The following is an 18,629-nucleotide window of genomic DNA, read 5'->3' as shown; positions in this document are numbered from 1 at the left end:
ATGTCTCTCCCCAGTCATACAGTGGCACGTTGGTCACGTATAGGTGCTGTCCGTATTGCCCGCCGCGTGGAAAGGGAAATGTTCCGTCGCGGCAAGGCCCGGCCCGATCTTTTAATTCGAATGATATTCATATGGTTATCGCGCGCGTCCCGTCGTCCGCCCGGCCGGCAGGGGCCGGCGGCCAGGCGGCGGGGGAGGGGCGCCGGTCGTGCGATCACCCGCATTCGGCGCCCTCGCGGCGGCGTTACCGGGAGCCGAGGTACTGGGCGCCCAGGGCGCGCAGGCGGGCGTGGGCGCCTTCGTAGACCTCGGGGGCGCCGAGGTAGGCCTTGGGGAGTTTGGCGACCATCGTGTAGTTGGTGTCGCAGACGTTGCCGACCGGCGCCTCGCCGCCCTGGCTGACGAGCTGGTAGGCGTCCAGCTGGTCGAGGCCGGTGAGCGAGGACGTCCAGGTGACCAGGTCGTGCTGGCTGATGCGGTAGGCGTCCTCCAGGGGGCGCGCCGACCCGGTGGACATGAGATGGGCGTCGTCCTCCAGCCGGGGCCAGGGGGTGAGGACGCCCTTGATCAGTTCGACGGCGACGACGGTGTTCATCGCGGCCTCCACCGCCGTGCCGCACACCTCGCCGTGCCCCTGCCGGCAGTGGCCGTCGCCGATGGCGAACAGGCCGCCTTCGACGTTGACGCCCAGGTACACGGTGACGCCGGCCCGCAGCTCAGGGGTGTCCATGTTGCCGCCGTGCGCGTCCGGGGTGATGGTCATGCGCGCCTCGGAGGCGCCGGGCGCGACGCCGACGGTGCCGTGCATCGGGTCGAGGGGCATCTCCACGGTGAAGTCGCCGCGCCGTGCCCGGTAGGTCACCGTGCGCCGCTCCCTGTCCACCTCGTACATCCACACGACCTCCGGGAGCGGCGGCTGGAGCATCGCGGTGGTGTGCGTTCCGGTCAGCGCCCCGAAGTGCGGGAACGTCGTGGAGACCGCCCAGTCCCGCGCGGGTTCGATGGAGATGAAGTGCAGGGCGAGCGTGTCGCCCGGCTCGGCGCCCTCGACGTGGAAGGGGCCGGTGACCGGGTTGAGGTAGGGGAACTCGCAGACCGCCGAGGGGAGGTCGTCCACGCCGCGCACGCGCCCGCCGAAGCAGTCCTCGGTGAAGAGTTCCAGGACGGTGCCGGGCGTGACCATGCCGACGGCGGGGCGCCCGCCGAAGGTGTAGGACAACTCACCGGGCGAGGGGCGGTAGGAGACGACGTTCACTCGGAGACCTCCGTGGTCATGGCGGGCAGGGTGGGACGCCGGCCGACGCGGTAGGAGTAGGCGAGGATCGCCAGGCCGACCAGCAGCCAGACGAAGCCGAGCACCTGGGCGGCGATGTTGGCGTTGACGACGACGTAGAGCAGGATCAGGAAGCCGATGGCCGGGGCGATGAGGTGGCGCCACCAGTCGCGGCTGCCCTTCCGGATCACATAGTGGACGACGACGGACACGTGCAGGGCGAGGAAGGCGGTCATCGCACCGAAGTTCACCAGCGAGGTGAGCAGGCTGATGCCGTCCGAGAGCCTGCTCATGTACACGCCGAAGATCAGCGAGACGGCGGCGACCACGAAGGTGGCGTTGACCGGGATCTTGTGCTTGGGGTGGACCTTGGCGAGGAACTTCGGGAGCTGCCCGTCGCGGGCCATCGCGAACAGCAGGCGGGAGGTGGCCGCCTGGGCGACGAGGGAGTTGGCGAAGCCCCAGGCCACGGCGGTGGCGACGGCGGTGAGCACGCTGAGCCAGTGGCCGCCCGCGTACTCGGCGGTGTCGTAGAAGGCGGTGCCGGCCGGGTCGCCCTTGGCCAGCAGGGTCGCCCGGTCGGGGGTGAGCAGCGCGGCCACCCACGTCTGCACGACGAACAGCACGCCGGCCAGGGCAAGGGCGGCGACCATCGAGCGGCCGAGCCTGCGGGTGTCCTCGCGGCTCTCCTCCGCGAGCATCGAGATGCCGTCGAAGCCGAGGAACGACAGCACGGCCACCGACACGGCCCCGAACACCAGTGGCCAGGAGAAGGTGGTGGAGTCGTACAGCGGGCTGAGCAGGTCGCCGTGCCCCTTGCCCTGGGCGAGGGCGGTGATGCCGATGACCAGGAAGATCGCCAGGACGATCAGCTCGCCCACCAGCATGATCTTGTTCAGGCGCGCGGTCATCTCGATGCCCATGTAGTTGACCAGCGTGTTGAGCACGATGAAGCCGATCAGCCACGCCCAGATGGGGATGGCGGGCACGAACGAGGCCATGGCGGCGCTGGCGATGAGGTACAGCAGGGCCGGCACCAGCACGTAGTCGAGAAGGATCACCCATCCGGCGAGGAAGCCGACCGGCGCGGCGATGCCGCGGCCGGCGTAGGTGTAGACCGAGCCGGCCATCGGGAACGCCCGCGCCATCTGCGCGTACGACAGCGCGGTGAAGGCCATGGCGATCATGCCGATGATGTAGGCGAGCGCCACCATGCCGCCGGAGCCCTGGAAGACGCCGCCGAAGATGCCGAACGGGGCGATCGGCACCATGAAGATCAGGCCGTAGATCAGCAGGTCGGCGAAGCTCAGTGACCGCTGCAACTCCTGTTTGTATCCGAAGCGCTCGACGCCCGCGGCCGGTGTGGCGTCGGACGAGGCCTTGAGAGGGGCGCCGGAGGCGGACGGCGACGTCCCGGACGGGGAAGACATGGAGGCTCCTTCTTGCGGTGGCAGAGCCGTACGATAGGACCAATCCTTGAAAGTGAAAAGGTTTCTGTAGAAAGATTTACGTGGCGGTCGCGGCTGGAGCGGCCCGAGCACGACGTGGACAGGGCGCGCCAGGCCGGCGGCCGGCGCGGAAGGCGCCTGCCCGCAGCGGGTGGGCTTCGAGGGGGTCGATCACCGCGGTGAGGTCAGGCCACGTGGAAGAGTGTCCTCCTGGCGTTCGCGGACGAAGGGGGCTCCCAGTGGTGACGGCGGTTGCCGCTCTGCCGGTGCGAGGACGGGGCGGCCGGTGATGAGGGGCGCGGGCGACAGCGGGACGACGGGCAGGCCGGCGGTCCCGGCCCAGGCCACGGCTCCGGCATCGTCCCCTGTCCCGGCCCAGGCACAGGCGCCCGAGGCGATCCCGGCCCAGGCGCGGGCTTCGGGGGCGGAGGGGGTGGGCGGGCTCGGAGGGTCGCTGGCGTACCTGCTCACCCGTGCCGAGCGGAGCGTCAACCGGGGGCTGTCGGCGGCGCTCGCCGCCGAGGACGTCACCGTCGAGCAGTGGCGCATCCTCCAGGCTCTCGCGGACGGGCGCGGCCATTCGATGGGCGACCTGGCCGAGGCGGCGCTGATGCCGCATCCGACGCTGACCAAGGCGGTGGACCGGCTCGTCGAACGGGCCGTGGTGTATCGGGGCAACGATCCCGCCGACCGTCGGAAGGTGGCGGTATTCCTCGCGAACCGGGGCAGTGAGCTTCTCGGCCGGCTGGAGGCCGGCATCGCCGAGCACCACCGGGCGATCCGCGCGACGTACGGCGGCGTCCGCACCGAGCGGTTGATGCGAGACCTGGAGCTCCTGCTACGGTCCCTCGACGGCTGAACTCCGCGGCGCCCGCCGGAAGTGGCGTGGCGCGCGGTGATCGCTTCCCGGGGCATCCGTGTCATGGCCGTCCGGCGGACGGGTCCATGCCGTGGTGTTCCGGTAGGCCGTTCTCCATTTCCGGATGGGTTGCGCATAAGGTGCATAACGCTGCTCAAAAGGGGAGGTCACGTGCCCGACTTGCTGGTAGGGCCGATGTTGCGCTACGTCGATGAGACGAGCGCGTCTATATGGGTGGAGACGAGCGACCCGTGCGAGGTCGCGATCGAGGTCGCGGGCGCCCGTGCCACCGAGCGAACGTTCACGGTGCACGGTCACCACTACGCGATCGTCGACGTCGAAGAGACCGGTGCGTACACCGTCGAGCTGGACGGGCGGAGGGTGTGGCCGTTGGAGGGATTCCCCGACAGCCAGATCTGCCCGCTGGCCGAGCTGAACCGGGTGATCTTCGGTTCCTGCCGCACCAGCGTGCCGCACGACGACGTGCACGTGCGCACCCACGGACACGACGTGTTGCGCGAGTTCGGCCTGCGGCTGCTGGACGGTGACGACCTGCCGAGCCTGCTGATCTTCCTGGGCGACCAGGTGTACGCCGACGAGCCGTCCCAGGAGATGCTGGACTTCATCCGCTCGCGCCGGAAGGACGGCCCGGACGAGATCGTGGACTTCGAGGAGTACGCCGAGCTCTACCGGCAGGCGTGGACCGACCCGGTGGTCCGCTGGGTCCTGTCCACCGTCCCCTCGGCGATGATCTTCGATGACCACGACGTGCGCGACGACTGGAACACCTCCATCGCCTGGCGGCGGACGATGGCCGAGGTCCCGTGGTGGCACACCCGGGTGGTGTCCGCGCTCGGCGCCTACTGGGTCTACCAGCACCTCGGCAACCTCTCGCCGTCCGAGCGCAAGGCCGACCCGATGTTCGCGGAGATCCGCGGAGGCGGCGGGGACGGCGGCGCGGCGCTCGACGCGTTCGCCGAGCGGGCCGACGAGGACCCCTCCTCCACGCGGTGGAGCTACACGCGCGACGTCGGCCGCACCCGGCTCGTCATGGTGGACACCCGGTGCGCCCGCGAACTGGATCCCGGCCACCGGCGCATGCTGGACGACGACGAATGGACCTGGCTCACCGAGGTGGCCACCGGCGACGTCGACCACCTGCTCATCGGCTCGTCGGTCCCGGTGTTCCTGCCCAGCGGCATCTTCGACGTGGAGAGCTGGAACGAGGCCGTCGCGGGCGGGGCGTGGGGGCGCCGGGCGGCGGGGTGGGGCGAGAAGATCCGCCAGGCGCTCGACCTCGAACACTGGGGGGCGTTCCGGCATTCGTTCGAGGAGTTCGGACGCCTGCTCGTGGACGTCGCCGCGGGCCGGCGCGGCAGGGCTCCGGCCACGATCGTGCTGCTCTCGGGGGACGTCCACTACTCCTACCTGGCGGCGGCCGGCCCGGCGTCGGCGGACCTCGAGTCGGCTCGCATCTACCAGGCGGTCTGCTCCCCGATCCGCAACCCGCTGAGCCGCAGCCTGCGCCTGGCGAACGTGATCGGGTCGTTCGGCGTGGCCAGCCTGGTCGGCGGCATCCTGACCCGCACGGTGCGGCTGCCCCGGCGCGCGCTGCGATGGAAGATCACCAACGGGCCGTGGTTCCCGAACGCGATCGCCTCCCTCGACCTGGACGGCCGGTCGGCGGTCGTGCGCTGGCACACCGCCCGGCCGGAGTTCGAAGAGATGACCCGGATACAGCTCGCGCCCTGAGGCGCGAGTTCCACCCGGGCCGCGGTTTGTGCGGACGGGCCGCCCGCGTCGTCCGCGGGCGGCCCGCCGGGCCCGGCTCCGAGAGCGGGCTCTACCGGCCCGAGAGCTCCGGCGTCCTTCCGGCCTGCTCCGCGTCGGCGGGGCCGGAGAGCGCCGCCGTCCCGGACAGTTCGGACAGGACCTCGGCCAGCCGGTCGACGGCCCAGTTGAGGTCCTCCTCGGACACCACGAGCGGCGGCGCGAGGCGGATCGTGGAGCCGTGGGTGTCCTTGGCCAGCACCCCGTGCCGCATGAGGGCCTCGCAGACCTGGCGGCCGGTGGCGATGGAGGGGTCGATGTCCACCCCGGCCCACAGGCCGCGTCCCCGCACCGCGACGACGCCGTGGCCGCCCTCGCCGGCGGGACCGATGAGGGCGCGCAGGCGCTCGTGCAGGACGGCGCCGAGCTCGCGGGCCCTGGCCTGGTACTCGCCGCTCTTCAGCAGCTCGATGACCGCGCCGCCCACGGCGCAGGCCAGCGGGTTGCCGCCGAAGGTCGAGCCGTGCTGCCCCGGCTTGATCACCCCGAGGACATCGGCGTCGGCGACCACGGCGGACACCGGGACGACGCCGCCGCCGAGCGCCTTGCCCAGCACGTACATGTCCGGGACGACGCCCTCGTGCTCGCAGGCGAAGGTCTCGCCGGTGCGGCCGAGGCCCGACTGGATCTCGTCGGCGACGAGCAGCACGTTGTTCTCGGTGCAGATCTCCCTGACCTGCCGCAGGTAGCCCGCCGGCGGCACGAGCACGCCGGCCTCGCCCTGGATGGGCTCCAGCAGGACCGCGACCGTGTCGGGGGTGATCGCCTCACGGATCGCCTCGGCCGAGCCGTACTCGACGATCGTGAAGCCCGGCGTCGCGGGGCCGAAGCCGTCGCGCGCGTCGGGGTCGGTCGAGAAGCTGACGATCGTCGTCGTGCGGCCGTGGAAGTTGTCCGCCATGACGATGATGTCCGCGCGGTCGGGGGTGACGCCCTTGACCTCGTAACCCCACTTCCTGGCCACCTTGATCGCGGTCTCGACGGCCTCGGCGCCGGTGTTCATCGGCAGGACCATGTCCTTGCCGCACAGGTCGGCCAGCCCTTCGCAGAAGGCCGCGAACCGGTCGTGGAAGAAGGCGCGGCTGGTCAGCGTCACCCGCTGGAGCTGCTCCTGGGCCGCCTTGAGGATCGCCGGATTGCCGTGGCCGAAGTTGAGCGAGGAGTAGCCGGCCAGGCAGTCGAGGTAGCGCCTGCCCTCCACGTCGGTCACCCACGCTCCGCGCGCCTCGCGCACGACGACGGGCAGCGGGTGGTAGTTGTGCGCGCTGCGCCGCTCGCTCAGCTCGATGATCTCAGTGGTCGTGCTCATACGCGGATCTCCAGGGTGCAGCACTTCGGACCGCCGCCTGCCTTGCGCAGCTCGCTGAGGTCGACGGGGATGACGTTGAGGCCCCGGCGCTTCAGTTCCAGGGCCAGCTCGCCGGCCTCGACGTTGATCACGACATTGTGGCCGTCGCTGACGGCGTTGAGGCCGAGCACCGCCGCGTCATCCGCCGAGGCGATCACGGCGTCGGGGAACATGTGACGCAGCACCGCCTGGCTGCCCGGCGAGAACGCGCCCGGGTAGTACGCCACGTTGCGCCCGTCGATGGGGAACAGCGCGGTGTCCAGGTGGTAGTAGCGCGGGTCGACGAGCTGGAGGGTGACCACGGGGCGGCCGAGGAACTCCTGGGCCTCCTTGTGGGCGGTGATGGCGGTGCGGAAACCGGTGCCGGCCAGGATCACCTCGTCGAGGGTGAGGAAGTCGCCCTCGCCCTCGTTGGTCTCGGTGGGCTCCATCGCGGCGCCGAAGCCGTTGCCGGTGAACCAGCGCAGGTAGGCGGGGCCCTCTGCGGCGCGTTCCGCGTTCGCGAACCTCGCGCCGTACACCCGGCCGCCGACCACCAGGGCGCCGTTGGCGGCGAACACCATGTCCGGCAGGCCGTCGATCGGGTCGATCAGGCTGACCTTGTGCCCCAGTTCCTCGTAGGTGTCCTTCAGCTGCTCCCACTGGCGCACGGCGGTGGCGGCGTCGGCTCCCGCGACGGGGTCCATCCAGGGGTTGATCGCATATTCGACCGCGAAGTAGTCGGGACGACACATGAGGTAGTGCCGGCTGTGCGCCATGTATCACTCCGTCGGATAACGGCTGGTCAGAGATGGCTTCAGCCTAGGAATCACGGCAGGTCCGAGCCAGGCGCGGAGCTTGCGCGCTTGCGGCGATCGCTTGCGTGCTTCGCCCCTTTCGTGGCGATCCGTTGCGTGATCACGATATGCGGTTTCACGAGCTGCACGGCAGCGGCGCCGCAGGTCACGGTATGTTTCGCCGGCGTCTCGGCCCGATGTCCGCCATGTCACGCACGGCGTCGCCCGGGACCTCCCAGGACGGCTCGCCGGGGTCCTCCGGGACGGCTGCCGGGGTCCTCCGCGACGGCTGCCGGGGTCCTCCGCGACGGCTGCCGGGTCCTGCGGGACGCCGCCGGGCGTGCCCGCCCCGTCGCCTCGGCGCGTCGGGCCGGGCTTCAGGAGGACTGGGGAACGCCGTCGCGGGCGTGCGGCGTGTCGATGAGACGCGACAGCACGATCGCGCTCTTCGTGCGGATCACGAACGGCTCGGCGGCGACCCGTTCGATCACCTGCTCGACGTGCCGGACGTCCTTGGCGCGGATGTGCAGCAGCGCGTCGGCCTCGCCGGTGATCGTGCAGGCGGAGATGACCTCGGGATGACGGGAGACGGCCATGCCGATCTCGGTGGGGGAGGTCTTTCCCCGGCAGAACAGCTCCACGTACGCCTCGGTGGTCCATCCAAGGGCCGAGGGCTCGACGCGGGCGGTGAAGCCGGTGATGGCGCCGCTGCTCAGCAGCCGGTCGATCCGTCGCTTGACCGCGGGGGCGGAAAGCCCGATCTGGTGCCCGATTTCGGCATAGGTCGACCGGGCGTCCTCGACCAGGGCCCCCACGATCGCACGATCAAGCGCGTCCAACTCCACGGAGACCTGTATACAGCCGGTACGCGTGCGGCACACAGCCAGGGTCGCCTCCGGCGTCCGCGGCCCGCGGCCGGTGCGACGGCTCCACGGGCCGTGGCCCCGCGTCGCGCCCGTGCTCAGGCCTCGCCGGCCGGAGTCTCCCGGCCTGCCGGCGAAGCCGCCCGCTCCGCCGGCCCGGTCGTGCCGGTCAGGCCTTCTCGGCCTCGCCGGTGGCCTGCTCGAGGGCGTCCTCGGGGGAGGCCTCCAGGTCGTCGGAGGCCTGGGCGAGCGCGCTCTGCTTGTCCAGGCCCACCCAGCTGGTGATGCTCTCGATCGCGAACAGCACGCCCAGGTACACCGACATCACGGCCACCACCCAGGTGAGCACGCCGAGGGCGGCCCCCACGCCCAGAAGCAGCAGCCGGACCTCCCAGCCGAGCCCGGCCTGGAACACCCAGGGGGCCGGCCAGATGCTCTGCCGCGTCCGGTACACCGTGTCGTAGGTGTGGTAGCCCACCACGTAGATCAGCACGTACAGCAGCCACTTGGGCATGTCGGCGGCCAGGCCGAGGACGATGATCGTGAGGAACTCGGTGCCCCTGATCAGCGGCGGGACCAGCCAGTCGAACCGGCCGAGGTGGTCGCGCGGCGCGGTCGGCACCATCAGGAGCACCATCACCAGCACCGGCAGCAGCATGATCGGCCCGCGGCCGGCGGACAGCACGCCGCTCGCGCCGATGGCCGCCACCGCGAGCAGCGTGGCCAGCCCGGTGGGCACCGGGGGCAGGCCGGGGCCGAGCCTGCCGCGCAGCAGCGCGACCAGCGGGCCGTCGTCGCGGTAGGCGAGGAGGCGGGCCGTCTGGATGCGGCGGCGCTCCTCGTCGGGATCGGGGAGGGGGACGGGCGCGGTCTGCGGGTGGGTGATCATGCGAGCGACCTCATGAGACGTCCGGTGAGGGTGTAGGTGGCCGCGACGCAACCCCAGATCACGAGCGTGAGGAACGTGACCCGGGGCTCGAACAGAGCCGCGGTGATCGCGATGGCGGCGAAGCGCTCACCGATCGGGAAGACGATCATCTTGCGGGCCCAGTGGACGGCGCGGAAGCGCCCGGCCTTGGTCCACATCTTCAGCAGGCCGCGCACCCCCGTGCTGCGGGAAGCCTTGCGCTTCTCCAGCGCGTCGCGCAGCTGCCGGTCGTCGGCGACGGTCAGCGCCAGCGTCGGCAGCGGGTTCGGCGGCCTGCGGCGGCTGGCCGCGCCGTAGGAGAAGTCGAGCAGGTGACGCACCGACTGCACCGACAGGGCGATCAGCGCCAGCGTCCACACGTCGCCCTGCCCGGCCACGACCGAGCCGACGGCCAGGCCCGCGAAGACGACGTACTCTTTGGCGCGGTCGAACGTCGCGTCCAGCCACGCGCCGAGCACGCCGAACTTGCGGGCGTAGCGGGCGACCTGGCCGTCCACGCAGTCGAAGACGAAGGCGAAGTAGATGAGCAGGCCGCCCGCCACCGCGCCGGCCCGCGTCCCCGTGGCGAACGCCAGCGCCGACAGCACGCCGAGGGCGATCGAGATGAGGGTGACCTGGTTGGGCGTCAGCCCGCGCCGCGCCGCCCACCGCGCGATGAAACGCGAGTAGGTGCTGACGAAATAGGTGGTGAAGAAGCCGTCCGCGCCCTTGACCGCGTTGTTCAGGCGCGCGCGGTCCTCGTTGTAGGTGGCCATGACCGTCACGGCCTCGTCGGCCTCGGCCTGCGTGCCCACGCGGCTGAAGAACAGGTCTCTGCGGCCGCGGGTGCCGACCGAGACGCCCTTGCGCACCAGGCCGAGCACGAGCAGCTGGACCAGGTCGTCCTCGGGGCCGAACAGGTGGGCCAGGTCGGCAAGCTCGCGGGCCGCCTCGGCGAGCGTCGCCGCGTGACGCTGGTGCAGGTGGAGCGGGCCGAGGATGACGGCGTTCGGCCGGGTGACCGCGTGGTGGGCCGACCCGACCGAGATGACCCGCGAACGTCCCACCCGCGAGCGGACCGGCAGACCCTCGAAGACGTGGTCGCCGATCTCGGGCTGGGCCTCCTCGATCGGCGTCTCGTACTCGATCGGCTCGCCGTTCGCGTCCTCCGGGCGCGGCTCCTTGACGATGAGCGCCAGCGCTCCCCGCTTGGACTTGGTGATCTGGTAGATCAGCTCGTCGTGGATCACGACGCCGGCGGGGATGAGGAACAGGTTGTCCGTCGCGCGTTCGACGGCGTCGGCGAGCGCGCGCAGGCCGGCGGCCAGGTCGGCGGACTCCACGACCTCACCGGGGAAGCGGCGGTGGTCGTCCGCCTCCTCCGGGCGCACGATGGCGACGGGGTCGGGATCCATCGACAGGACCTGGCCGTACAGCCGGTCCAGGACGGTGGGCGAACCGGGAAGCGACGTCAGCGCCAGGCGACCGGGCGGGACGTGTGGTTCAGGGGAACCGATCGGGCCGGGCGAGGCGCCCAGCAGGACCACGCGGGTCATGTCACCCTTTCAGGCAGCGTGCAGGGGGCAGAGGCGATTTTCAGGGGGTGTCGCCAGGGGCAAAAGTTTAGTGACTGTTCTTGCCAAGGATGCCATCCGGGGTTGACCCGAGATCGATTCGTCGCCTCCGGGAGTCGCATCCGGATTCACGAGCCTCATAGGTATTCGCCCCATTTACCCATGCGATGCATCCACTTCCGCCCAGCGACCCTTCTGTCCCACCCTCCCATGCGCAGGCCGGTGGCCGGGAGGCGCGTCCGATTCGTCCATCGAGGGTGTCGCGTCCCTAGACTGGGCCGGGTGAACCTGTACCGCGACGAAGGCATCGTGCTGCGCACCCAGAAGCTGGGCGAGGCCGACCGCATCGTCACGGTCCTGACCAAACGCACCGGCAAGGTGCGCGGGGTCGCCAAAGGCGTGCGGCGCACCAAGTCCAGGTTCGGCGCGCGGCTCGAGCCCTTCACCCATGTCGACCTGCAGCTTCACACCGGGCGCTCGCTCGACGTGATCACCCAGGCCGAGACGCTCCGGCCGTACGGCGAGGCGCTGGTCTCCGACTACCCGCGCTACACGGCGGGCACCGCCATGCTCGAGACCGCCGACCGGCTCACCGTGGGCGAGAAGGAGCCCGCGCTGCGGCAGTTCCTGCTGCTCGTCGGGGCTCTGCGCACCCTCGCCGACGGAGGCCACGAGGCCAGGCTCGTCCTCGACGCCTTCTTCCTGCGCTCCCTGGCCGTCGCCGGATACGCCCCCGCCCTGGAATCGTGCGCCCGCTGCTCGACCCCCGCGATCAGGGCCTTCGCCATCCCCGCGGGCGGCGTGGTGTGCGGCGGATGCCGCCCGCAGGGCGCCGCCGTCCCCGCGGCCGAGACGATCGGCCTGATGATCGCGCTCACCCGCGGCGACTGGGCCTCCGCCGACGCCTCGGAACCCCGGCACCGCGCCGAGTGCAGCGGCCTGGTCGCCGCCTATCTGCAATGGCACCTCGAACACGGAATACGCTCGCTACGGCACGTCGAACGCGTCTGAACGCCGGCCGGGCCGGTCGCGCGCACGCCTCCCCGGCCGCGCGCACATCCCCCGGCCGCTCGTACGCCGGTCGTTCGCACGCTCGTCCGCCGGAGCCGCGCCCCTTCGACACCCACCTACAGGAGACGCAGACCGTGAACGTCCGCCCGCCCACTCCTCACTCGTCAGGCGCCGTCCCGCCGTCCATCCCGCGCGACCTGATCCCCCGGCACGTCGCCATCGTCATGGACGGCAACGGGCGCTGGGCCAAGGCGCGCGGACTGGCGAGGACCGAGGGCCACAAAGCAGGTGAGGCCTCGCTCTTCGACGTGATCGAGGGGGCGATCGAGCTCGGCGTCCCCAACCTGTCCGCGTACGCCTTCTCCACCGAGAACTGGCGGCGCTCCCCGGACGAGGTCCGCTTCCTCATGGGGTTCAACCGCGACGTCATCCGCCGCCGCCGCGACGAGCTGAACGCCATGGGCGTGCGGGTGCGCTGGGCCGGCCGTCCGGGGCGGCTGTGGAAGAGCGTCATCAAGGAACTGCAGGACGCCGAGGAGATGACGCGGGACAACCGCACGCTGACCCTGCAGTTCTGCGTCAACTACGGAGGCCGCGCCGAGATCGTCGACGCCGCCGTGCGCCTCGCCCAGGACATCGCCGCCGGCCGCGTCAAGGCCGGCAAGGTCTCAGAACGCACCTTCGCCCGCTACCTCGACGAGCCCGACATTCCCGACGTCGACCTGTTCGTGCGCTCCTCGGGCGAGCAGCGCACCTCCAACTTCCTGCTCTGGCAGTCGGCGTACGCCGAGATGGTCTTCCTCAACCAGCTCTGGCCCGACTTCGACCGCCGCGACCTGTGGCAGGCCTGCGAGATCTACGCCAAGCGCGACCGCCGCTACGGCGGCGCCCTGCCCAACCAGGTCTGACGGCGCCGCCCTCGGCGCTCCGGCCTCGCCGCGCTCGGGCCGGCCGCGCTCGGGCCGGCCGCGATCAGGTCCGCCGCGATCAGGTCCGCCGCGATCGAGTCCGCCGCGCTCCGGTCCGCCGGGATCAGGCGCGGCGGCGGGCCCGGTAGGCGGCGACGTGCATGCGGTTGCCGCAGGTGCGGCTGTCGCAGTAGACGCGCGAGCGGTTGCGGGACTCGTCCACGAAGACCCGCTCGCAGTCGGGGGCCGCGCAGGTGCGCAGCCGCTCCCACTCGCCGTCGACCAGCAGGTGGGCCAGGGCCACCCCGAGCTCGGCGGCCAGGTGCTCGGCCACCGGCGCCCCCTTGGCGAAGTAGTGCACGTGCAGGGGATAGTCGTCGTGCTCGGTCAGGCGGGCGGTGATGCGCGTGCGCTCGAGCAGGACGTTCAGCCGGGCGACGGCCGCGGCCGAGTCGGGGGCGGCGAAGATCGTAAGGAACGTCGTCCGCAGGGCGCGGACCTCTCGCAGGTCGCCCGGGCCGACGCCCTCGACGCCGCTCAGCTCGTTGCGCCGGACGTAGGCGTCCAGCTCCTCCACGTTCGTGAGCCCGTCGAGCCCGCCGGTCTCGGGGGCGGTGTTGACCAGGTCGGCCACGGCGGCCAGCGAGCACACCATGTCATGGCTGAACGGCATGTCGTCTCCTGCCGGGCCGGTCGTGGACAGGGGCGCGGGTCACCGGGGCGCGGCGCGGACGGCATCGGATCCCGGTCTCACCGCCAGGGAAGCGTATCCCGTAACCCGCCCGCGCGGGACTGGTGGCGGGGATGGCGGCGGTGGCCGGCGGGGTGCGCGGGTGAGGGCGTGCGGGGTGGGTCCGGACTCGCGAGCGGCGGACGATTTTGACAACGGTTTTCATTTTGCGCGATACTCGGCAATGTGATGCCCTTTTCGTCCAGGTACGATCACCACGCACGATCGACATATCCCCGTCGCCTGACCACATCCCTGAGCGTCTTCGCCGGTGCGGCGGCCCTCCTCGCCGCCACCGCGTGTTCCCCCACCAGCTCCGCCTCCACGCAGGGCGCGGGCGCGTCCGGCGGCCCCAAGGTGCTCGCGGCCTTCTACCCCCTCGAATGGCTGGCGACGCGCGTCGGCGGGCCGGACACCACGGTCACCGGCCTCACGCGGCCCGGCGTCGAGCCGCACGACCTGGAGCTGACCCCGCGCCAGATCGCCGACATCCAGCGGGCCGACCTGGTCGTCTACATCAAGGGCGTCCAGCCGGCCGTCGACGAGGCCGTCGAGCAGCAGGCGCCGGACAAGGCGTTCGACGCCGCCTCCCTGGTGCCCGTCCTGTCGGCCACCGGCGAGGAGGAGCACGAGGAGCGGGCCGGGGGAGGCCAGGCGCACGAGCCGGTGCCCTACGACCCGCACCTCTGGCTCGACCCCGACCGCCTGGCCACGGTGGCCGCCGAACTCGGCAAGAGGCTCGGGCAGGCGGACGGCGCGCACGCCTCCGCGTACACCGGCAGGGCGAACACCACGGCCGGGGAGCTCAAGGCGCTGGACGAGGAGTTCCGCAAGGGGCTCGCCCAGTGCTCCGGCCGCACGATCGTCACCTCGCACGCCGCGTTCGGCTACCTGACGAACCGGTACGGCCTGAAGCAGGTGGGCATCAGCGGTCTCGACCCGGACGCCGAGCCCTCCCCGGCGCGCATCGCCGAGGTGGCCGCGACGGCCCGGCGGGAAAAGGTGACTACCATCTTCACCGAGGAACTGCTCAGCCCCAAGGTCTCCGCGGTCCTCGCCAAGGAGATCGGCGCCACGACCGCCGTCCTCAACCCCATCGAGAGCCGCCCGCCCTCGGGGGACTACCTGTCCGCCGCCCGCGAGAACCTCTCCGTACTCCGCACCGCACTTGGATGCTCATGACCCGATCAGCACAGGCGACCGGCGTGTCCGAGCAGGCGCCCCAGGCCGCCGGCGCGCCCGCCGCGTTCGCCATGACGGACGGGCACGTCCACCTGGACGGGCGGCCGGTCCTGCGCGGGGTGAACCTGCGCATCGAGGCCGGGGAGGTGGTCGCGGTCCTCGGCGTGAACGGCTCGGGCAAGTCGACGCTCATCCGCGCCCTCCTCGGGCTGACCCCGCTGTCGGCCGGCTCCGCCGAGCTGTTCGGCGTGCCGCCCGGCCGCTTCCGCGAATGGTGGCGCGTCGGGTACGTCCCGCAGCGGCTCTCGGTCGGCGGCGGCGTCCCCGCCACGGTCCGCGAGGTGGTGGCCTCCGGCCGCGTCGCCCGGCAGCGGCGGCTGCGTCCCGCCGGGCGGCAGGACCGCGCGGCGGTGGACCGCGCGCTCGACGCCGTCGGCCTGACCGGCCGCGCCGGCGACCCGGTGGGCCGGCTGTCCGGCGGCCAGCAGCAGCGGGTGCTCATCGCCCGAGCGCTGGCCGGTGAGCCGGACACCTTCGTCATGGACGAGCCGACGGCCGGTGTGGACGCCGAGAGCCAGGCGCACCTGGCCGACACGCTCGCGACCCTGGTGCGGCAGGGCAAGACCGTCCTGCTGGTGGCGCACGAGCTCGGCCCGATGGCCCCGCTCATCACCCGGTCGATCGTCCTGCGGGACGGCAGGGTCGCCCACGACGGGCCGGCGGCCCCCGGCGACACCGGGTGTCACCCGCATCCGGGGCGCGAGCAGGAGCGCCCGCACGCCTACGACGTGGCCGGCGGCCCGATCGGTTCGGGGACGGCGCAGTGATCGAGATCTTCCAGTACGACTTCATGGTGCGCGCGCTGATCGCCGCGCTCCTCGTCGGCCTCGCCGCCCCGGCGGTGGGCACGTTCATCGTCCAGCGGCGGCTCGCCCTGCTCGGCGACGGCATCGGCCACGTGGCGCTCACCGGCGTCGCGCTCGGGTTCCTCACCGGCACCGCCCCGGTGCTCACCGCGGTGCTGGTGTCCGTCCTCGGCGCCGTGGCGATCGAACTGGTCCGCGCCCGGGGCCGCACGACGGGCGACGTGGCGCTGGCCCTGCTGTTCTACGGCGGCATCGCGGGCGGCGTGATGCTGATCGGGCTCGCCCCCGGCGGCAGCAACGCCACGCTGACGTCATACCTGTTCGGCTCGATCAGCAGCGTCACCACCGAGGACGTGTGGGTGATCGCCGTGCTGGCCGCTTTCGTGCTCGGCGTGGTGGCGGCGTTCGGCCGCGAGCTGTTCGTGCTCTGCCAGGACGAGGAGGTCGCCAAGGTCAACGGCCTGCCGGTGCGCTTCCTCAGCCTGCTCGTGGCCGTGACCGCCGCGCTGACCGTCGTGATCGCGATGCGCGTGGTGGGGCTGCTGCTGGTCAGCGCGCTCATGGTGGTCCCCGTGGCGACCAGCCAGCAGGTCACCCGCGGCTTCCGCACGACGATGGCGCTGGCGATGGTCCTCGGCGTCGTGTCCACGGTCGGCGGGCTCACCTCGGCGTTCTACGCGAGCGTCGCGCCGGGCGCGGCGATCGTCCTGCTGGCGCTCGCGGGCTTCGTCGTGGCGCTCGGCGCCGGCAGGCTGCTCCGGCGGAGCCGCGCTCGTGAGGCGGCCCCATGACCGGCGGGCGCGCGCGCTCACGGCGCGCGAAGACAGGGACGAGGCAGACCAGGCACCCGCGCAACGAGGAGACGCGCCGATGACCAGCCGCCGGACCGCCGTGCGGGAGATCCTCAGCCGCAGCGACGGCTTCCGCAGCGCCCAGGACATCTACGCCCAGCTGCGCGCCGACGGCGCGAAGATCGGGCTGACCACGGTGTACCGGACGCTGCAGGCACTGGTCGAGTCCGGCCAGGTCGACGTCCTGCGCACCGACGACGGCGAATGCGTGTACCGGGCGTGCGCGACAGGCACGCACCACCATCACCTGGTGTGCCGCAACTGCGGCCGCACGGTCGAGGTGGCCGGGCCGGACGTCGAGCGCTGGACGGAGGCCGTCGGGGCCGAGCACGGCTTCACGGCGATCACCCACACCATGGAGATCTTCGGCACGTGTGCCTCCTGCGCCGCCGTCGCCTCCGCCGGCTGACCGCCCCGCCCGCGCTCCGCTCAGTGCCACCTTCCTCGACTCGCCGGGTGCCGCGCCGGACACGATCGCCGCTCGATGGATCACATGGCCGAGCGTCACCCAATCATCCAGCCCCTCGTCCAGGACCTCTGCCGTCAGGGCACGGACCTGCTCGTTCAACCGATCCGCACCTTGACTTGTCCGCCGGACGTGCACCTTCTGTCACCCCGTTCCGGCGGCGTCGTCGTGCAGAACCAGCGCCTCGGCGAGCAGCGAACAGGTGATGTCTCCCATGTCCACCTCGAAGCGCGAGACGCCGTTCTCCGTCCGGTGCACAACTCCTTCCAGCGAGTCCGCGGCCCGCGGGTCGTAGTCGGCCGCCTGCTGCATGCGCAGGTGCCGGACCCCGCGGAACTCGAGGACCACGGGACGGCCCTTCGTGTCCACCTCGCGCCAGTTCTCCGCATATCGGAACGCGATGCTGAGCACCGCAGAGCCGGGAGCGAAGTCGACGCGCTCGATCTTCGCATTGTTGTGCAGGTCCAGGATTCCTCTCGGGGTCGAGAACTCGACCCGGGGCTGATCGTCCGGCCAGGACGCCAATCCCGAGAACGACGCCGTGACCATCTCCGCCCCATCTCTACTTGATCTTCGCGTGTGCGGTGGATCAGGACGTGCGCGGGGACGCGGGCCGGGTCAGAAGAGGCCGAAGCGGTCGGCGGCGAGGGCGATGAGGAAGGCCGTCATGGCGACGCGCATCAGGCGGGCCCAGGTGCCGAGCGAGGGCCAGGACATGTAGGCGAGCCAGCCGACGAAGCCGAGGACGGGCAGGACGGCGACGCCGCCTCGCCAGTCGGGGACGGCGAAGCCCACCAGCAGGAGGATCACCAGGACCACGGGGATGATCCAGCGCGGCAGCCCGTACAGGAAGACCAGGGGCACCGCGCTCTTGCGCTCGACCACCTCGCGCAGCCCCGTCGCGCCGGGTGTGAGGAACCGTTCGCCGGGGGGCAGCGGCCGCGCCGCGGCGGGACGCCGGCCGCGTGCGAGCGGGTGGTCGGGCACGGCGCGCCCGCGTGCCGCGGAGGAGGAAGAGGAGCGCGAAGAGTCGCTGCGCTGGTGCTTGTCGGCCACGGTTCGAGCCTAACGTCGAACACCCTCGCTCCGGCGGCCTGTCCGATGTATCCGGGAACGAGGCGGCCGGATGCGGGAACGGGGCGGCCGTTCGTGCGGGGAACGGGGCGGCCGTATCCGGCAACGGGGTGGCCGTTCGTGCGGGCGGACGGCCACGCGGCAGGGACGGGCTGGCATGCTGAGCGGCATGCTCGCGCTCATCAGGTATTCGGTGCCCGGCTCGCAGTCCGGGCAGTTCGTGGATCAGGCCAAGGCGATTCTGGGGACGTTCGCCGCCCAAGAGGGGTTCCTGCGTGGTCACATCGGCAGATCGGTGGACGAGCCGGCTTTGTGGGCGCTGGTCAGCGAGTGGGAGGGGGCGGGTTACTACCGCCGCGCGCTGTCGGCGGCGCGCATGGACATGTACCCGCTCATGACTTTGATGATCAATGAACCGAGCGCCTTCGAGATCGTCGCCGGCAGCCAGGAATGACCGCTTCCGGGGGCGGGACGGCCGTCTCCCAGGGGCGGAAGAAGGCGGGCTCAGGGCTGGAGAGAGCGGGGGCCGGCCCTCGAACCGGGGTGATCGAGGGCCGGGAGAGGAAGGCTCACCGGCGCGCGGAGGCGATTGTGGGCGGGCCGTGTCGGTGGTGCCCCTAAGCTTGAGTGTGATCGGGCAGGTGACGCGCCCTCTGATCGACA

Annotated in this window: 19 protein-coding genes; 9 read left to right on the top strand and 10 right to left on the bottom strand. The window is 71.7% G+C overall.

What is annotated here, in order from left to right:
• Positions 1-244: 244 nt before the first annotated feature.
• The gene (locus tag ACFO60_RS01565) at positions 245-1,255 is read right to left on the bottom strand and encodes an acetamidase/formamidase family protein (protein WP_380835925.1); all 1,011 of its coding nucleotides are present in this window, start codon (positions 1,253-1,255) and stop codon (positions 245-247) included.
• Positions 1,252-2,703: an APC family permease gene (locus ACFO60_RS01560; RefSeq protein ID WP_380835923.1), complete on the bottom strand. Its 1,452-nt coding sequence runs from the start codon at positions 2,701-2,703 to the stop codon at positions 1,252-1,254. The genes ACFO60_RS01565 and ACFO60_RS01560 overlap by 4 nt, the downstream gene beginning before the upstream one ends.
• Positions 2,704-3,010: 307 nt before the next feature.
• On the opposite strand from ACFO60_RS01560, the gene ACFO60_RS01555 reads away from it, so the two are divergent.
• On the top strand, positions 3,011-3,580 hold the full coding sequence (locus ACFO60_RS01555; RefSeq protein ID WP_380836426.1) for a MarR family winged helix-turn-helix transcriptional regulator: 570 nt from the start codon (positions 3,011-3,013) through the stop codon (positions 3,578-3,580).
• 171 nt (positions 3,581-3,751) lie between these two features.
• Complete coding sequence (locus ACFO60_RS01550; RefSeq protein ID WP_380835922.1) at positions 3,752-5,332, top strand: alkaline phosphatase D family protein; 1,581 nt, start codon at positions 3,752-3,754, stop codon at positions 5,330-5,332.
• Positions 5,333-5,423: 91 nt separating this feature from the next.
• Here the strand turns inward: ACFO60_RS01550 and rocD are convergent, their stop codons facing one another.
• The 5 genes from rocD to ACFO60_RS01525 form a co-directional block, all read right to left on the bottom strand.
• Positions 5,424-6,719, bottom strand: coding sequence for an ornithine--oxo-acid transaminase (rocD, locus tag ACFO60_RS01545; RefSeq protein WP_380835921.1), 1,296 nt, complete (start codon positions 6,717-6,719; stop codon positions 5,424-5,426).
• Complete coding sequence (ddaH, locus tag ACFO60_RS01540; protein WP_380835920.1) at positions 6,716-7,516, bottom strand: dimethylargininase; 801 nt, start codon at positions 7,514-7,516, stop codon at positions 6,716-6,718. The genes rocD and ddaH overlap by 4 nt, the downstream gene beginning before the upstream one ends.
• Positions 7,517-7,911: 395 nt before the next feature.
• Entirely contained in the window at positions 7,912-8,379 is a 468-nt protein-coding gene (locus ACFO60_RS01535) for an Lrp/AsnC family transcriptional regulator (protein WP_380835918.1), read from the bottom strand.
• 187 nt (positions 8,380-8,566) lie between these two features.
• A complete protein-coding gene (locus tag ACFO60_RS01530) occupies positions 8,567-9,286 on the bottom strand; it encodes a DUF5941 domain-containing protein (RefSeq protein ID WP_380835917.1) in 720 nt (239 codons plus the stop codon).
• A complete protein-coding gene (locus tag ACFO60_RS01525) occupies positions 9,283-10,860 on the bottom strand; it encodes a CDP-alcohol phosphatidyltransferase family protein (protein ID WP_380835915.1) in 1,578 nt (525 codons plus the stop codon). Before ACFO60_RS01525 ends, ACFO60_RS01530 begins: the two co-directional genes overlap by 4 nt.
• A gap of 300 nt (positions 10,861-11,160) precedes the next feature.
• Here ACFO60_RS01525 and recO point away from each other — a divergent pair, with 300 nt between their 5' ends.
• Together recO and ACFO60_RS01515 are read left to right on the top strand one after the other, a co-directional pair.
• On the top strand, positions 11,161-11,889 hold the full coding sequence (gene recO / locus ACFO60_RS01520; RefSeq protein WP_380835913.1) for a DNA repair protein RecO: 729 nt from the start codon (positions 11,161-11,163) through the stop codon (positions 11,887-11,889).
• Positions 11,890-12,023: 134 nt separating this feature from the next.
• Entirely contained in the window at positions 12,024-12,797 is a 774-nt protein-coding gene (locus ACFO60_RS01515; protein WP_380835912.1) for an isoprenyl transferase, read from the top strand.
• Positions 12,798-12,921: 124 nt separating this feature from the next.
• Here ACFO60_RS01515 and ACFO60_RS01510 read toward each other — a convergent pair whose 3' ends face one another.
• Positions 12,922-13,470, bottom strand: a complete 549-nt coding sequence (locus ACFO60_RS01510; protein WP_380835910.1) for a CGNR zinc finger domain-containing protein — start codon at positions 13,468-13,470, stop codon at positions 12,922-12,924.
• Between the two features lie 246 nt (positions 13,471-13,716).
• Between ACFO60_RS01510 and ACFO60_RS01505 the strand changes: the two genes are divergently transcribed.
• From ACFO60_RS01505 to ACFO60_RS01490, 4 genes are all read left to right on the top strand, one after another.
• A complete protein-coding gene (locus ACFO60_RS01505) occupies positions 13,717-14,709 on the top strand; it encodes a metal ABC transporter substrate-binding protein (RefSeq protein WP_380835909.1) in 993 nt (330 codons plus the stop codon).
• Entirely contained in the window at positions 14,706-15,536 is an 831-nt protein-coding gene (locus ACFO60_RS01500) for a metal ABC transporter ATP-binding protein (protein ID WP_380835907.1), read from the top strand. The genes ACFO60_RS01505 and ACFO60_RS01500 overlap by 4 nt, the downstream gene beginning before the upstream one ends.
• Positions 15,533-16,366 (top strand): metal ABC transporter permease, encoded by an 834-nt coding sequence (locus tag ACFO60_RS01495; protein ID WP_380835906.1) that lies wholly within the window; start codon positions 15,533-15,535, stop codon positions 16,364-16,366. The genes ACFO60_RS01500 and ACFO60_RS01495 overlap by 4 nt, the downstream gene beginning before the upstream one ends.
• Positions 16,367-16,445: 79 nt before the next feature.
• On the top strand, positions 16,446-16,835 hold the full coding sequence (locus tag ACFO60_RS01490) for a Fur family transcriptional regulator (protein WP_380835904.1): 390 nt from the start codon (positions 16,446-16,448) through the stop codon (positions 16,833-16,835).
• A gap of 201 nt (positions 16,836-17,036) precedes the next feature.
• Here the strand turns inward: ACFO60_RS01490 and ACFO60_RS01485 are convergent, their stop codons facing one another.
• Together ACFO60_RS01485 and ACFO60_RS01480 are read right to left on the bottom strand one after the other, a co-directional pair.
• Positions 17,037-17,441, bottom strand: coding sequence for a hypothetical protein (locus ACFO60_RS01485; RefSeq protein ID WP_380835902.1), 405 nt, complete (start codon positions 17,439-17,441; stop codon positions 17,037-17,039).
• A 69-nt stretch (positions 17,442-17,510) separates the two neighbouring features.
• On the bottom strand, positions 17,511-17,948 hold the full coding sequence (locus ACFO60_RS01480) for a DUF6703 family protein (RefSeq protein WP_380835900.1): 438 nt from the start codon (positions 17,946-17,948) through the stop codon (positions 17,511-17,513).
• A 187-nt stretch (positions 17,949-18,135) separates the two neighbouring features.
• On the opposite strand from ACFO60_RS01480, the gene ACFO60_RS01475 reads away from it, so the two are divergent.
• Positions 18,136-18,420 carry an antibiotic biosynthesis monooxygenase family protein gene (locus ACFO60_RS01475; protein ID WP_380835899.1) on the top strand — a complete coding sequence of 95 codons (285 nt, stop codon included), beginning with the start codon at positions 18,136-18,138 and terminating at the stop codon, positions 18,418-18,420.
• Positions 18,421-18,629 lie beyond the last annotated feature (209 nt).

It is taken from the genome of Sphaerisporangium dianthi, from assembly GCF_042654065.1.
GTDB lineage: Bacteria > Actinomycetota > Actinomycetes > Streptosporangiales > Streptosporangiaceae > Sphaerisporangium > Sphaerisporangium dianthi.
Note: the sequence above shows the minus strand (reverse complement) of the source record. Positions and strands in the feature narration are given on the sequence as shown.